Here is a 16,727-nt window from a genome sequence, read left to right as displayed (position 1 = left end):
CCTACGACAAACGAATTTCATAGAAAAAGAGTGTCGGGTTGTTAAAGAATTCCATAAAATTCGGATGCTCACCGCATGATATTTTCAGTAAAATAACTCATAGTGCACTTGCAATTTGAATTCACCTATGAGTTACTACATTGACCCAATGACCATACTCTGTTGACGATAAGTTATCAAAGGAAAGCATTTAAATGAAAGATATCATAATAAATAATAGTGTAACTGCACTAATAAGAGACCTCGCAATCGACAAAAATCTTCCGATTGCGGTCATACTCACTGGAAGTTTTTCTCGAAATGAACAAAGCCTACTCTACCTTAAGAATCATAGCTATGTTCTAGGTGATATCGAGTTTATAGTGATATTCCCTCAAAGTAAAGCCAATCTATTGCCAAAAATTAAATGTAGGCTAAAAGAAATTTCAGGAAAAGCAAAGAAAACATTGTATAATTTAGGGATAAATTGTGAAGTTGAGTACACTCCTGCCTGCCCAAGTTATTTAAAAAATCTTTCAAACACCATCTTTAACTTTGAGCTGTATCATCATCATCAAGTAGTCTGGGGAGACAATTCCATTTCAAATATTTTCAATCAAATAGATCCCCTCAAAGTGCCTAAAATAGACGCTTTTTTTCTTATATGCAACAGAGTTGCAGAGCAACTTTTGCTTTTTAAAAAATTATTTCATAAAAGCGACCATATCGATATCATAGATTTTTACAATATAATAAAAATTTATATAGACACCATGGGATCTGTAATGATTTTTAATGGCAATTACAAACCGACCTACAGAGAGAGGCTAACTTTTTTTATAGAAGAAACAAAAAGTAACAATAAAGATATATATATTCATCTTTTAAAATTTAAAGATAAATTTGTACTTTCTTACGAAAGCAAGCTTAATCCAACAATTGAACTCTTTGAAAAATACTGGAAAATAAAAAATTTTGAAAATATTGACAAGGACGTTGTTTATAATTGCATGAAAGATGTTGCAAGAATGTTGATCCCCGTATGGAAATGGGAGTCAGAAAGTATTATTGCCAATTCTAACCAGCTTAAAAGCGCCAAGTCAAGCTTAAAAATATACGAAACCACACCACCTGTTATAAATATTAAAATGTGGGGCAAGTGGGTTAAGATATACTGCTTAAATATAAGCAATTATACATTCAATTTTTCAATTAGATTTTTCTCGATCAACCCTCAGTTACTGTGCTATTACGAGATGTATCAAATTTACGCTTCATTGTTTTCTTCGATGAATGGTGATAAAATAAACAAATCACATGTAACAAACGACATGCAAGCCATTCACTTGGGTAACATTGATCGAGTTACTAAAACTTGGAAAAATTACATAAGGACTACATAGACATGAATGTTGAAAAAATATCTGTTTTTATCCTGATAGATGCACTAGGGTGGACATACTTGAATGATTCTGATTTTGCCCCTTGGTTGCAATTTCGACGCCCTTTAAAAACTATTTTAGGGTACTCTTCGGGCGCAATACCTTCGATTTTAACTGGAAAAACTCCCGAAAACCATGGGCAATGGAACTTGCTATATTTAAACAAAAAAAAATCACCTTTTCGTTGGGTAAAACCTTTTAAGTATCTCCCAACGAGATGCGTAGAAAACAGGTATTCAAGAAAAATAATAAATGTAATCACAAAAAAAGTGACAAAACATGAAGGCTATTTTTCTTCATATGGTGTCCCAACAGTAATGTTGCCATATTTTGACTTAGTAGAAAAAAAGAACATATATAAGACTGGTGGTATACCTGGGTGTGAATCAATTTTTGATTATTGGACGTCAAAATCAATAAAATATTACTCATACACATATCATGAAAATGATGATATAAATATAATAAAAATTCTACACAAAAACATAAAAGAAAAAAAATCATCTATCCACTTTGCTTATCTCGCGGAAATTGATTCTTTTTTACATGAAAAGTGCAAAGAAAAAATAGCTGTAAAAGAAAAGCTTGAAGTTTATTCTCAATTGTTACACGAAATTTTTCAAACTGCAACAGACAGGTATGATGAAGTTAATTTCTTTATATTTTCTGACCATGGAATGACACCTGTATACCATACCCTAGACTTGAGAAAAATAATCGAATCCTCATCTCTTCAACTAGGTATTGATTACTTTGCAGTATACGATAGTACTATGGCTAGATTTTGGGCAAAAAATGATGTGTCAAAAAATGAAATTCTTCAGCTGCTGTATTCTTGCGAAAATGGAACAGTTTTGAATCAAAACATGCTCAATGAATTTGGGTTAAATTTTACTGACAACAGGTACGGCGATATAATTTATTTGTTAAATCCTGGGACGGTTATAGCTCCGAATTTTATTTCATCATACATTCCGTCAGGTATGCATGGATTCCATCCAAATGATCAATTTTCGTATGGCAGCTACCTGTCAAACAAAGGTACGCATACACCTAATTCTATAATCGACCTAATGTCAATTTTTAAACAAGAGAGTAGTGTTTAATTTATCATCTTTGAACAAATAGAATTATTTTTTTAACCACTGGGAACCTTGGTTCATCCTACTAAAGCGTACTTTGTTTCATGAAGAGCCATTATTTTTAGCTAGATGTAACGTCCCGAGTGATTATCTCTCAAAAATGAGTTATCCTTTATTTCGTGCTAGGCACATGCTTCACGGAGTACTTAGTCCAGAGTAGCACCTTGTTTTTTCTGTCTGGCTGAGGAACGAAGCCTGATAGGAAAAACAAGGTTAACAAGCGAAGCGCGGTAGAGGATAATTTCAGAGGGACCATGATGAATATTAAACTGCACAAACTGGCTCGCACCACTCCAGCCATCAGAGAAGAGGTTAGGCGATCTAACCTTTCGGCTCAACTTTCGGGGTTGGAAGCGCATGACAGAAAACATATAGCAACCACCTGAAAATAGCATAAAAAAAAGAAAAGCTCTTCGCTTTCTGGTATATTGGGATCTGCGAAAAAACCAACAATACCAGGAAGAAAGAGCTTTTATGGAAACTACCAGTTATTTCGAAGCACAACAAGAGGCAAAACAGCTGCAATCTCGAATTGCATCGTTCTTTGACACCTTCACGATCGGCACTTTGCTCAATACCAGCGGAATACGCAAACTCAAAGGCACGACACCGTTAGTAATTTTTCAAGCGATCTTCATGCTTCCTTTCCAAGGAGCAAACTTTTATCGAGGGATCGTGCTCAATGATAATGTTGCTTTTGGCAAAGACGCTGCCTATGAGCTGTTGGCATCGCCCAAGTACAATTGGCGAGCCTTCATGCTCAAATTAAGTGCATTGGTTTGTCGATATTACGATGCATTGACTAATGATGACCGGGTAAAAGTTCTGATTGCTGATGACAGCGTCTACGATCGCGGCCGTTCCAAAAAGGTGGAACTCCTGGCAAGAATTTTTGACCATAACAGCAGGCGCTACCTTAATGGGTTTAAACTCTTGCAGTTAGGCTGGTCGGATGGAGCGAGCTTTGTCCCGTTGGATTTCGCCCTTCGCTCCTCAGTGGCAAAAAAGAACCGGCTTCAAGAATCCACCAAAGAGCTGGACAAAAGATGCTGTGGCTCCAAGCGCCGGAAGGAAGCTACGACAAAAACACCAGCGGTGCTGGAAGAAATGGTCAAGCGTGTTCTGGCTAGAGGAGTACGAGCTGATTACCTCCTGCTGGACAGCTGGTTCTGCTTTTCCGGCTTGATTGCCAGACTGAGCAAAGACATACCGGTAATCTGCATGGCTAAGGATCTCAAAAGCGTTCTTTATTGTCACAAAAATGTCCATGTCCGGCTGAGTGAACTATACAAGCGTTTGCGTAAAAAACCGGGACTGGCAAAAGTCCTTGCCAGCACTGTAGTAGAAATGAAAGGGGGAACGGCGGTTAAGGTCGTTTTTGTTCGTCATCGCAATACAAGGAAATGGCTGGCCTTGCTCAGCACTGACCTCGAGCTTGCCGATGAGGAAATAGTCAGGATATACGGAAAACGCTGGGACATAGAAGTGTTTTTTAAAATGGCGAAGCAGCACCTGAACCTTGAGCGTGAGGTCCAACTCCGTGACTACGATGGCCTCATCGGACATACAACCATTGTCATGACTCGTTATATTTTCCTGGCTTTTGAACAGAGGCATTATGACGACCCGCGGACGCTAGGCAGCCTGTTCCATGCCTGTTGTGATGAGGTGGCCGACATCAGCCTGCTGGAATCGATGAAGCGCCTGTTGGCCCTGGTCCTGGATGCAATACGATCTACAGGAGAATTCTCGGAGCAAATAATTTCATCAATGATCGATGTAATCATGGGGACGGCTGTTGATATCCTGAATTCGCACCAGGCGTGTACCGCTGTTTTAAAGGGTAAAACAGCAAAATGAGGCAACCCAAAAAGTTGAGCTTTCGGTAAAGGAGCTTGCTGAGAAATATAACATCACCAAAGACACCGTTAGAAAATGTAAAAACAGGGACACTGTGGAAGACAAATCTCATCGCCCACATAATCTCAAAACAACACTTTCTCAAACGGAAGAGGCTATAGTCGTCGAACTACGTAAGACCCTGCTCTTACCTCTAGATGACCTTCTTGTGGTAATTCGTGAATTCATTCAGCCTGAAATGTCTCGCTCTGCCCTGGATCGCTGCTTGCGCCGTCAAGGAATATCCAATCTGAAGCAACTCATTCCAGTTGAAGAAACCGAGACCAAACCCAGAAAGTCGTTCAAATTATATGAACCTGGATTTATCCATGTTGACCTCAAGTTCCTGCCGCAAATGCCTGATGAAACGAGTAGGAGAGTACCTCTTTGCAGCTATTGACCGTGCAGCACGCTGGATTTGCATTGAGATCAGGCCAAATAAGTCGGCAAAATCAGCTGAAAGGTTTTTAAAAAATCTCATTAATGCAGAACCTTTTATTATCAACAAAATCCTCACTGATAGGAGTTTAATATTTTTTAATTCTGCCAAGACATTTTCCATGTAATATCAGTATGTTGCCAGACATTAACCCGTAAGACCCCTCCGTTGTCCGATATCCACCCTTTAAAAAATACGGAAAAACAAACTTTTTTTCATTTTTATCTTGCATGCGTAAGACCTAATTATTACAATCACGACATGGCGCACATACACAAAAAAATGAAAAACGGTAGACCCTATTACTACGTCAGAGAGATGGCCAGGGTTGACGGCAAGCCAAAGGTTATCAATCAAGTATACTTGGGGTCGCCCGCCCGGATTCTCGAGATGGCCCAAGGAAAGAGCGACCTCCCCAGCAAGTTACAAACGCAAGAATTTGGTTCCCTATGGCTGGCGAATCTTGTTGAGCAGGAGATTGGTATTGCCGGGATAGTTGATGGAATTATCCCTCAAGCCAAGGGCGCCGGTAAGCCCTCCATTGGCGATTATTTCCTTTATGCCATTTATAATCGTATGGTTGCCGCATGTTCAAAACGCGCCATGCCCGAATGGTATAAGCACACAGCGATTCAACACATTCGACCTGTTCAGATTTCGGAGTTGAATTCTCAAAAATTTTGGCTGAAATGGGATCAGGTAAGCGAAGAGCATCTAACTTCCATAACCGAAGAGTTTTTTCGACGTGTCAACGAAATCGAACCACCCGCTTCTGATTGCTTCATGTTCGACACAACCAATTACTACACCTTTATGGCCAGTCAAACAGATTCTAAACTTGCTCAAAGAGGGAAAAGCAAAGAGGGACGCAACTGGTTACGCCAGATAGGCCTTGCGCTCCTTGTGGACAGAGATAAGCGTATTCCTTTTTATTACAAAGAATACAAGGGAAATTGCCATGATTCCAAGGTGTTCTTGGATGTTGCAGGCGATCTTTTTTCGGTGATGAGAAAAGAGACTGCTGACGACACATCCCTGACCATTGTTTTTGATAAAGGGATGAACAGCGAAGAAAATATAGCTGCAATAGATGCCAAAGAAAATGTGCATTTTATTACAACGTACTCGACGTATTTCGGTGAAAAGTTAGCCTCCACCAAATTGGATTTGTTTACTCCCCTTGATACGGAAAAGAATAAAAAGTTGATCGAAAATGATAAACATGACGATCTCTTACAGGCCTATCGGACCACTGGAGAATATTGGGGGAAACAACGCACCGTAATAGTGACCTACAATCCACTAACAGCCGCAAAGCAGCGTTATGGATTTGAAAAAAGGTTGCTGAAGTTGCAGGACTTTCTGTTTGAAATGCAAAGTAAAGTGAGCCGCGGGACTTCCCATTGGCGCAACAAGGCAACCATAGAAAAACGTTATAAGGAGCGGTGCGCAGAACTCCATTTGCCCTCGGATATCTACAAGGTGGAGATTTCAGTTATCGATGGAGCCCTCGCGTTCAATTTTAAGAAAAATTATTATAAAATCGAACGATATATCGAAAGGCTTGGCAAAAATATTCTGATCACCGATATTGAGGATTGGGAAACCGAGGAGATCGTGCAAGCCAGTCTCGACCGGTGGGCAGTAGAAGAAGGTTTTCGTCTTACTAAAGATGAAGAGCAGATAGCCATGCGGCCTATTCGTCATTGGACAGACAGCAAAATACGTTGCCATATCTTCACATGCATAGCTGCTCTGACTCTTCTCAGACTCATTGAACTACGATTACGCAGGGCTGGCCTGAACATTACGGCAAAAACGGCCATGCAGAGCATGCGGCAACTGCACTCATGTCTCTTGTTTATGCCCAAAAAGAAAGAAACCGTCAGAATGCTGGAGGATCCGGATGACCTGCAGGGTCAAATTATTCGAACCTTTGGCGCACAGATAGTCGATGGGGTCTTACAGCGATGACAGGAGAATTGCGTCGACAAAACGGTATGTTGGCAAGATTAATCTTTTCTAACCGATAAACTCCTGACTGACAATGGCAAAGAATTTACGGATCGCTTCTGTGCAGCTGGCCAGAGGAAACCAACAGGCAACCACCTGTTTGATAAAGTTTGCACCAATCATGGTATCGAGCACCGCCTGATCAAACCAAGAAACCCTCAAGCAAACGGGATGGTGGAACGATTCAATGGTCGAATTGAAGACATCCTCAAGCAAACCAAATTTATATCGGCTAGCCACCTAAAGGAATCTTTGCTTAAATACGGCCAGATCTATAATCACCATATTGCTCAGGAATCACTCGGTCATATCACACCAATTCAGGCACTGAAAAATTGGCAGAAAACGCACCCAAGAATATTTTGCAAAAGAGTTTGCAATCTCTCAGGACCTGACACTTAGACTCCAAACAACATGTCTTATGCTATGTCCTTTCGCCATCTATTTCACAAAAGTACGCGATTACCCGATGAACCATTATTTCCCGTACAGACAACGGATATGATGAGTTTGGTGTTTTTAAATTTTTTAATATCATGATCGGTAATATAAAAATTCGTTACATGGGACTTGCCCTCCCTTGAGCTCAAGTCACCTGCCACGGTATCTTGCAGAATTTCGCTATCTATTCAATCGGAGGTTTGAGTTGCATACCATGGTTGATCTGCTGCTAGATGTAGCAATGCGGACACCATCAATGCGACAGCGCTTTTTAAAGTTGGCTGAAGTTCGTTGGTATTCACGATCGGTTTTGTGAAATGATAAATAAATATAACAGAAAGACATTGTTTCAGATAGTTGAAGTGGAAGGCTAATTTGGTATACTGTAATAATTGATTCGATAAACCCTAATGGTAGACAAAAACCTGACATTGATGAGGGAAAATGAATATCCAACAAAATAAAAATAAAAAAATTGGAATAATTAATTTTTTTTATTCAAATAGTAACTATGGGGCAGTTTTGCAGGCAGCAGCATTAGAAAAACTGATAAAGAGCGCAGGGTATGAAGCTGAACATATTAATTTTGTTCCGCAAAACAATAATATCGGCTTTTTCAAAATAATTTGTAATTTATTTGTAAAATTTATACACAATGAAATTGGATTTCAGGACATAATAAAAAAAATAAAAACGAAAAAAGATAAAGATGAAATACTTATTTACAAAGATACATCTAATATTTTTGATTCATTTAGAAAAAAGTGGATAACAATAAGTGATACTGCTTACAATTCAAGCAAAGATATAGCTAAAAAAAAATTAAACTACATAGCTTATGTTGTTGGAAGCGATCAAGTATGGAGACCAAGTTACGGCAGAAACGGTAAAGAAGTACATTTTTTGAACTTTGCTAATGAAAAAAGTCTTAAAATTGCTTACGCGGCAAGCTTTGGATCTGATCACTGGGAATCAATAAATGAAAAACGTTTTACAGAAAATATAAAAAAACTTATAAATAGATTTGATTTTATATCTGTTAGAGAAAGTTCAGGTGTTGATATATGTAAAGCAATTTTTAATGTTGATGCTAAGCATGTACTAGATCCTACATTGTTAATTGGTAGAAATTTTTTCGATCTTATAATTGAAAATGATAAAAATAAAGAAGTAAAACCAGAAATTGTTTATTATCTTTTAGATATTAATCCAGTCTTTTATAATGCTTTGACCAAGTATGCTAGCAAAAAAAGATCGACAATCAAGAATATATATTATCAATCAGAAATAGTTAAAAAAAATATTGTCGAAAGAAGTTATTACTCTGTGCCCTCATGGCTTCACCATATCAGGGAAAGCGAATTGGTTATTACTGATTCCTATCATTGTGTTTGTATTTCTATTTTATTCAACAAGCAGTTTTATTGTAGGTACACAGAGTCAAGAGGTAACGAAAGACTATTATCTTTATTGAGACAACTGAAACTAGAGGATAGATTTATTAAAGAAGATGATATTTTAAGTGTAAATAATATTTTTCCTGAACATCAAATAAACTATAATGCTGTATCAAAACGAATTGAAGATCTTAGAAAGTGCTCAATGTCTTTTCTTGCCAAATCTCTAAGGAGCCTTGAATAATAAGTTATCCCTGAATCCATGACGCTATAGCTTACACTTCAGTATCATACCTCCAGAACACCGGGCCTCGGTAGTTTTCGCGACGTCAGATGCTGCACGGTAACACTCTGAACTTCTGGTTAAATTTTAATTTTCCTGGCTGAATGTTGAAGTACACTTGTTCTGTGGCATGGATTTAGATAAGATACCACTTATTCTTGAAAGGTCCAATTTACCCCTAGGCGGAACCCTATCCATGCCACAGATGCAACTCCCCATATTCCCTGAAGGAGTGACCCCGATCAATAACAACCTCGGGGTTGTCCGAGAAGGCAACACCCTCACGTACATTTATGGAAGCCTGCCAGTATTTTCTCACCATGTTGACGACAAAAAAACGTTCAAGATGTTTACCAGCCAATTGTATGTCAACGGCAGTGCCAAGCAGGCAGAAATTTGCAGAGCTTTTGGTGTCAGCAAGATCAGCATGAAGCGCTGGGTGAAACTCTATCGCGAAAAGGGGGCAGCCGGCTTTTTTGAGGAGCCTAGACGACGAGGTCCTGCGGTCCTGACGCCATCGGTTGTTCAAGAAGTCCAAGGGCTCCTAGATAACGGCCAAAGCATCCCGGACATTGCACGCAAGCTAGATTTGAAGGCTACTACGCTTCGTAAAGCGGTGTTGGCTGGGAGATTGCACCATCCGGAAAAAAAAAGAGCACTTTCCGGCAATAGTTGAGGAGGGCGTCAGTAAAAGTAGCAGAAGTGTTGAGGACGCTTCCTCTCCCCTTGGCATGGGAGCTACCGACATCGTCGGCCGTGTTATTTCGAGCCTGTATCAGGCTGGCCCGCGTGACCCAGTCTTTGAAAAACAACTCGACGTTCCCAATGGTGAGATTCTCTTTGCCTTACCTTTTTTATTGAGCTTGGGGCTATTGCGCCATGCCCAGCGGTTTTTTTCTCTACCCCAAGGGTTTTACCGGCTGGACAGCATTTTTCTACTGCTTGCTTTCATGGCTCTGGGGCGAGTTCAAACGATAGAATCACTGCGATACAGCTCGCCGGGGGAATGGGGTAATCTGCTTGGTTTGGATCGCATACCTGACGTTAAGACGCTTCGTCAAAAGATCAAAGGGTTATCTGAAAACAGCGTGCTGTGGGCCTCAGAACTTGCCCGGGAATGGATGGGGTTGTTTCCGCAATCTGCAGGCGTGCTGTATGTTGATGGACATGTCCGGGTCTACAATGGTCACCAGACAGAACTGCCCCGGCATCATGTTGCGCGACAAAAATTATGTCTGCGAGCAACAGTGGATTACTGGGTCAATGCCATGGATGGGCAACCATTTTTTAAGGTGAACAAAGTGGTCGACCCAGGAATGTTGCAGGTACTTGAAGATGACATTGTACCTCGACTTGAACAATACCTTCCGTGTCAATCCGAACTGTTCACCAAGGAAGATGCCCCACGTTTCACCCTGGTATTTGACCGTGAAGGCTACAGCCCTCGGTTCATCCGCAAGATGCTGAAAAAAGGGATAGCCTGTTTGAGCTACCATAAGTACCCAGACGAGGCATGGGACGAAAGTGAATTTAAAGAGTATGAGGTTAACTTGGCAGCTGGATCAAAAGTCAACATGCTGCTGGCTGAACGGGGCGCCTTGCTTGGCAAAGTTTTGTGGGTCCGGGAGATACGTAAGCTGAGTAAATCAGGGCACCAGACTTCTATTATCGCCACTGATTTTATCAAGTCGCCATCGGAACTTGCCCGGGCCATGTTCGCCAGATGGTCCCAGGAAAACTTTTTCAAGTATATGCGCGAACACTTTGGTCTGGATAGGCTTGTAGGCTACACGCTTGCAGATATTCCTGAGTCCACCAAGGTGGTCAACCCACAATATAGGGAGGTGGACGGTGAGGCCAGTAAAGCGATAAGTCAACTCAGCCGGAAACAGTGTGAATGTAACGAGGTTCTCTTGAAGGAAGACATCGACCCTGAAAAAGTCGATGCGTATGAAACCCGCAAGGCGACCTTGCTGGAGGAGGTCGATGCCCTACAGAAATCAGTGGATGACTTAAAGGCACTGCGCAAAGGTACTCCACAGCACGTTCAAATAGACGACTTACCCGAAGAGGATAAGTTCAAGCAACTTTCGGCAGAGAGTAAGCACCTGATCGATGCTGTCAAGATGATCGCCTACAGGGCGGAAACAGCTATGGTGAACACATTACGACCAGGTGTGAGACGAAAAGATGATATCAGGAGTTTAGCGCGAAGCATATATGCCACCGAGGCGGACTTTATTCCTGACGATGAGGCAAAAACCTTGATCGTCCGGCTTCATCAACTGGCAAATTGGAGGAGTGTCAGATCGGTGGAGCGTCTCTGCCGTGAGCTCAACGATACCCGGACCATCTTTCCGGGCACAGAATTGCGCATGGTGTACCAGCTGGTATCTTCTTAAATTTTACCGAGGTCCGGTGTTCTGAAGATGTGCCTACATTCCGAAAACGCAAGCCCAACTACACTTTCAGGTCGCCCCTGACAGTGATAGAACCACCGTTAAAGTCTGCTACGATTTCCCGTTTTCCAAGTGCTTATAATACATCTTTAACTTGAGTACACTCTGTCAGGAGTTTATCGGTTAGAAAAGATTAATCTTGCCAACATACCGTTTTGTCGACGCAATTCTCCTGTCATCGCTGTAAGACCCCATCGACTATCTGTGCGCCAAAGGTTCGAATAATTTGACCCTGCAGGTCATCCGGATCCTCCAGCATTCTGACGGTTTCTTTCTTTTTGGGCATAAACAAGAGACATGAGTGCAGTTGCCGCATGCTCTGCATGGCCGTTTTTGCCGTAATGTTCAGGCCAGCCCTGCGTAATCGTAGTTCAATGAGTCTGAGAAGAGTCAGAGCAGCTATGCATGTGAAGATATGGCAACGTATTTTGCTGTCTGTCCAATGACGAATAGGCCGCATGGCTATCTGCTCTTCATCTTTAGTAAGACGAAAACCTTCTTCTACTGCCCACCGGTCGAGACTGGCTTGCACGATCTCCTCGGTTTCCCAATCCTCAATATCGGTGATCAGAATATTTTTGCCAAGCCTTTCGATATATCGTTCGATTTTATAATAATTTTTCTTAAAATTGAACGCGAGGGCTCCATCGATAACTGAAATCTCCACCTTGTAGATATCCGAGGGCAAATGGAGTTCTGCGCACCGCTCCTTATAACGTTTTTCTATGGTTGCCTTGTTGCGCCAATGGCAAGTCCCGCGGCTCACTTTACTTTGCATTTCAAACAGAAAGTCCTGCAACTTCAGCAACCTTTTTTCAAATCCATAACGCTGCTTTGCGGCTGTTAGTGGATTGTAGGTCACTATTACGGTGCGTTGTTTCCCCCAATATTCTCCAGTGGTCCGATAGGCCTGTAAGAGATCGTCATGTTTATCATTTTCGATCAACTTTTTATTCTTTTCCGTATCAAGGGGAGTAAACAAATCCAATTTGGTGGAGGCTAACTTTTCACCGAAATACGTCGAGTACGTTGTAATAAAATGCACATTTTCTTTGGCATCTATTGCAGCTATATTTTCTTCGCTGTTCATCCCTTTATCAAAAACAATGGTCAGGGATGTGTCGTCAGCAGTCTCTTTTCTCATCACCGAAAAAAGATCGCCTGCAACATCCAAGAACACCTTGGAATCATGGCAATTTCCCTTGTATTCTTTGTAATAAAAAGGAATACGCTTATCTCTGTCCACAAGGAGCGCAAGGCCTATCTGGCGTAACCAGTTGCGTCCCTCTTTGCTTTTCCCTCTTTGAGCAAGTTTAGAATCTGTTTGACTGGCCATAAAGGTGTAGTAATTGGTTGTGTCGAACATGAAGCAATCAGAAGCGGGTGGTTCGATTTCGTTGACACGTCGAAAAAACTCTTCGGTTATGGAAGTTAGATGCTCTTCGCTTACCTGATCCCATTTCAGCCAAAATTTTTGAGAATTCAACTCCGAAATCTGAACAGGTCGAATGTGTTGAATCGCTGTGTGCTTATACCATTCGGGCATGGCGCGTTTTGAACATGCGGCAACCATACGATTATAAATGGCATAAAGGAAATAATCACCAATGGAGGGCTTACCGGCGCCCTTGGCTTGAGGGATAATTCCATCAATTATCCCGGCAATACCAATCTCCTGCTCAACAAGATTCGCCAGCCATAGGGAACCAAATTCTTGCGTTTGTAACTTGCTGGGGAGGTCGCTCTTTCCTTGGGCCATCTCGAGAATCCGGGCGGGCGACCCCAAGTATACTTGATTGATAACCTTTGGCTTGCCGTCAACCCTGGCCATCTCTCTGACGTAGTAATAGGGTCTACCGTTTTTCATTTTTTTGTGTATGTGCGCCATGTCATGATTGTAATAATTAGGTCTTACGCATGCAAGATAAAAATGAAAAAAAGTTTGTTTTTCCGTATTTTTTAAAGGGTGGATATCGGACAGCGGAGGGGTCTTACGGGTTAATGTCTGGCAACATACTGATATTACATGGAAAATGTCTTGGCGGAATTAAAAAATATTAAACTCCTGTCTGTTTTCATAGGCCACTTTTGTTGTTGGGGTTATCGTCCTGAGAACACGATAATTTTACAACATTTATGGCCTTTTTTCTTTAGTCTTATGAGAAATGCGGGCTGATATGTTTGACAGTGTCAAGGAAAAGCGCAGATTTCTTGTCCGTTTTTTTCGGCGTTATAGCCTTAAGTTCCCTGGACATTATCAGAGGCGGAATCAGTATAACGACGGTTGTTCACGCTGATATTCGCGGGTTGGGTACCGCCTGACTTGGCTACGTCGTGGGGCTGCCTTTCTCTAACTGCAGGAGTTCGGTTAAACCTTATCCTAAAACCCGGACCGAGGATTCCCCATACCGTGATTGCGCCCCTGACAATGTTCAGGGCTGGACTGTTCTTTTGTTTTCCTTGCCTGCCTCCTTTTTTTAATAGTTGGTACCGTGTCCTTTCAGTTCTCTACTTCGGTAGTCCCGTCAAGGCCCGATTCCGAGAATGGGCTCCATATTGCTCGTCGGGTGTGACCGGCATGGTCACGAACTAGCTGGTGTAAGTCCAGCCATAACCCCTGAAAGGAGGGAATATGTAGGCAAAGGCAAGGGTGCCCGAAGAAACTCTCTTGATCTGCCCGAGGAGGGATAACCCGGTGAAGGAGAGCCAATGAGGGATCTGAAGGAAGCCGTAGCCAAACCTGTCACACAAGCTCGGTGCGAACCTCTGGAAGGCTTTGCGGATTGGGCGAGGTACCCCGAACTACCGAAGCCCGATATCCTTTCCGTACTCCGCAGGGTATAGGAGGTGGGTGGGCAGGGAAAGTGCGTGATCTTACCCGGTGAAGGGCCGTCTGTGCCGGGCCGTTGTAAGTGCGACAGCCAAGCCCTAAGCAACACAGCAATGTGAAGTTACGGACAGAGGGTCTGTAGAAGAAGCCGTAGTAGGCGTAAAATCGGTAGCTGATGACGATACGGTGACGTATCCGAGGGCAAAACTACCGGAAAGCGACAGGGACGTTGGAGCCGAAGGGCGGAACATGTAATTGGTAAAGGACTCTCGTTATGAGCGGAAGTTTTGAGTTCAGCCATTGGAGTTCTCTTTGCAGGGGAGACGTAGACATCCTGTGACAACAAAGTGAATGCGGAACGATGAGGAAACATCCCAAGGAAGCAAGCAAAACGAGACAACTGAACCTATTTGTTGATGAAAGAAGTCTTTTTGTAAAGCTCTGTGACCTGCATAATTTGCAGGCGGGGTTCAAGGCGGTAAAGAAGAATGGTGGTGCTCCAGGTATAGACGGAGTAACTGTCAAAGAATATGAAAGCTGCCTCGACAAGGAGCTAGCCCGGCTGAAGAAGGATCTCGAAGGCTGGAGCTACAAACCACATCCTGTTCGCCGGGTAGAAATACCAAAGCCTGGTAAAGGGGCAGGTGTCCGGTTACTAGGAGTACCTTGTATACGCGATCGCGTGGTTCACGCTACGCTCAAGATACTGCTGGAGCCAATACTCGACCCGACCTTTTCCGACCACAGCTACGGCTTCCGCCCAGGCTATAACCAGCAGCAGGCGGTGGAAGCGGCGCAAGGGATCGTGAAGGGCGGCAAAGAGTATGTAGTTGATATTGACCCATCCAAATTTTTCGATCGAGTAAATCACGACCGCCTTATCTATCTGCTTGCCGAGCATGTTGCCGATAAACGGATACTTCGTTTGATCGGCATGATCCTGCGCAGTGGTGTGATGGTGAACGGTGTTGTGCAGCTCACTGAAGAAGGCACGGTTCAGGGTAGCCCGTTGAGCCCACTGCTTAGTAACGTGGTGCTCGATGAGCTTGATAGGGAGTTAGAACGACGTGGCCTTGAGTACTGCCGCTATGCTGATGACTGTAATATTTTCGTTAGGTCGCCGAAGTCAGCGAACCGAGTGATGACCAGCATCAGCAAGTTCATCGAACAGAAACTCAAGTTGAAGATCAACCGAGAGAAAAGCAAGGTTGGTCTAAGTCGGGAAGTGAAGTTCCTGGGCATGACCATTATCGATGGGACGGTAGCTATTTCCCGCCAATCGATGCAACGGGCTATGCAGAAAGTAAAGGAGCTGACACCTCGAGGTACGTACTTATCGCTGGAACAGACAATGAAGCGAATAAATGAATGGTATATGGGGTGGTCGGGTTATTACCTGATGACCCAATATCCATCACAGTTCGTTAAAATCGAAGCACATATAAGGAGGAGACTCCGAGCTCGCATTGTCGACCAGCAGAAGAGACGTCGCCATCTGTATAAGAAACTTATCAAGCGTGGTGTTCCCAAAGGGCATGCTGCGAAAACAGCGCAATCGAATAATGGAAGATGGGCATTGTCGTGGACAAAGGCTTTGCACAAGGCCTACCCCAACCGCTGGTTTACCGATGTGTTGGGACAGCAACTCAGGTCGAATGCAATGCTGAAGCATTGGTTTGGTGTTTATCGATGGATACGAATTACATGAGGAGCCGTGTACGGACCCGTACGCACGGTTCTGTGGGCAGACGGGAGCCGTTGGGCTCCCTCTGACCCGATAGGATTTGGGCCTTAGTGGGACGGATTCAATGACTACTCAACAAATTTATAATGCTTCCCCTGTCAAATGACCTATAGGTTCAACCTCTTGACTGATAGCCCAAATAAAACCTATTAACTCCCTGGCTATTGCCGTAGTCACCACTTGGGGTGGTTTCCCTTTTGCGCTAAGCCTTCTGAATTTCTCGCATAACCTCACTTGAGCTTTCCAGGCTATTTGCCGTATTAGCATCGGCAAATGATCACTGCGTTTACGGATATGGCGGGTAACCCGTGCGGGAAAACGATACGTCCAGGCTGATTCAACCAGTGCTCTTCTGGCATAGCCATTCCCTGTCTTGGTAATCCTTCCACGTTTGATGGTTGGACCAGAGGAATGTTCCGAAGGAACCAAGCCAAGGTATGCCATGAGTTCCGTTGGTTTAGCAAAGCGAGTCAGTGGGCCGAGCTCTGCCACGATGACAACAGCTGTCAAGAGCGAAACACCACGCAAGGCTTGTATTGCCGTGACAACAGGTTCAAGCCGCCACTCTTTAACATACGTGGTTATTGTCTTGGTGATTCGGGCAACACGTTCATTGGTTTCCTCTATCGCTCCAATGTACTCCTGCAAAGTGATTTGCT

Annotated in this window: 11 protein-coding genes and 2 pseudogenes; 11 read left to right on the top strand and 2 right to left on the bottom strand. The window is 42.9% G+C overall.

Annotated features, from left to right (window positions below; translation table 11 throughout):
* The first annotated feature begins 194 nt into the window (after positions 1–194).
* The 10 genes and pseudogenes from ACHZCY_RS08860 (at position 195) to ACHZCY_RS08815 (ending at position 11,437) form a co-directional block, all read left to right on the top strand.
* Positions 195–1,382: a hypothetical protein gene (locus ACHZCY_RS08860; protein ID WP_319548637.1), complete on the top strand. Its 1,188-nt coding sequence runs from the start codon at positions 195–197 to the stop codon at positions 1,380–1,382.
* Positions 1,383–1,384: 2 nt separating this feature from the next.
* Positions 1,385–2,527, top strand: a complete 1,143-nt coding sequence (locus ACHZCY_RS08855) for an alkaline phosphatase family protein (protein WP_319548636.1) — start codon at positions 1,385–1,387, stop codon at positions 2,525–2,527.
* 290 nt (positions 2,528–2,817) lie between these two features.
* The gene (locus ACHZCY_RS08850; protein WP_394713395.1) at positions 2,818–2,949 is read left to right on the top strand and encodes a hypothetical protein; all 132 of its coding nucleotides are present in this window, start codon (positions 2,818–2,820) and stop codon (positions 2,947–2,949) included.
* Between the two features lie 88 nt (positions 2,950–3,037).
* Positions 3,038–4,423 (top strand): IS4 family transposase, encoded by a 1,386-nt coding sequence (locus ACHZCY_RS08845; RefSeq protein ID WP_319548634.1) that lies wholly within the window; start codon positions 3,038–3,040, stop codon positions 4,421–4,423.
* A 7-nt stretch (positions 4,424–4,430) separates the two neighbouring features.
* Positions 4,431–4,998, top strand: a pseudogene (locus ACHZCY_RS23605) (transposase family protein); the annotation flags it as partial.
* A gap of 164 nt (positions 4,999–5,162) precedes the next feature.
* Positions 5,163–6,875 carry an IS1634 family transposase gene (locus ACHZCY_RS08835; protein ID WP_319548633.1) on the top strand — a complete coding sequence of 571 codons (1,713 nt, stop codon included), beginning with the start codon at positions 5,163–5,165 and terminating at the stop codon, positions 6,873–6,875.
* 45 nt (positions 6,876–6,920) lie between these two features.
* Positions 6,921–7,316 (top strand): annotated as a pseudogene (locus ACHZCY_RS08830) (integrase core domain-containing protein); the annotation flags it as partial.
* Positions 7,317–7,799: 483 nt separating this feature from the next.
* Entirely contained in the window at positions 7,800–8,996 is a 1,197-nt protein-coding gene (locus ACHZCY_RS08825; RefSeq protein ID WP_319548632.1) for a polysaccharide pyruvyl transferase family protein, read from the top strand.
* A 235-nt stretch (positions 8,997–9,231) separates the two neighbouring features.
* Positions 9,232–9,711, top strand: a complete 480-nt coding sequence (locus ACHZCY_RS08820; protein WP_319548631.1) for a helix-turn-helix domain-containing protein — start codon at positions 9,232–9,234, stop codon at positions 9,709–9,711.
* Between the two features lie 55 nt (positions 9,712–9,766).
* Positions 9,767–11,437 carry a putative transposase gene (locus ACHZCY_RS08815; RefSeq protein WP_319548630.1) on the top strand — a complete coding sequence of 557 codons (1,671 nt, stop codon included), beginning with the start codon at positions 9,767–9,769 and terminating at the stop codon, positions 11,435–11,437.
* A 232-nt stretch (positions 11,438–11,669) separates the two neighbouring features.
* Here the strand turns inward: ACHZCY_RS08815 and ACHZCY_RS08810 are convergent, their stop codons facing one another.
* The gene (locus ACHZCY_RS08810; RefSeq protein WP_319548629.1) at positions 11,670–13,382 is read right to left on the bottom strand and encodes an IS1634 family transposase; all 1,713 of its coding nucleotides are present in this window, start codon (positions 13,380–13,382) and stop codon (positions 11,670–11,672) included.
* 1,303 nt (positions 13,383–14,685) lie between these two features.
* Here ACHZCY_RS08810 and ltrA point away from each other — a divergent pair.
* Positions 14,686–16,032: a group II intron reverse transcriptase/maturase gene (ltrA, locus tag ACHZCY_RS08805; RefSeq protein WP_319548628.1), complete on the top strand. Its 1,347-nt coding sequence runs from the start codon at positions 14,686–14,688 to the stop codon at positions 16,030–16,032.
* Between the two features lie 117 nt (positions 16,033–16,149).
* Here the strand turns inward: ltrA and ACHZCY_RS08800 are convergent.
* The coding region (locus ACHZCY_RS08800; protein ID WP_319548627.1) for a transposase at positions 16,150–16,727 on the bottom strand (578 nt) is incomplete at its 5' end.

It is taken from the genome of Desulfogranum marinum, assembly GCF_963675105.2.
GTDB classification, from domain to species: domain Bacteria; phylum Desulfobacterota; class Desulfobulbia; order Desulfobulbales; family Desulfobulbaceae; genus Desulfogranum; species Desulfogranum marinum.
The sequence above is the reverse complement of the archived record's forward strand: the minus strand, read 5'-3'. Positions and strand labels throughout refer to the sequence as shown.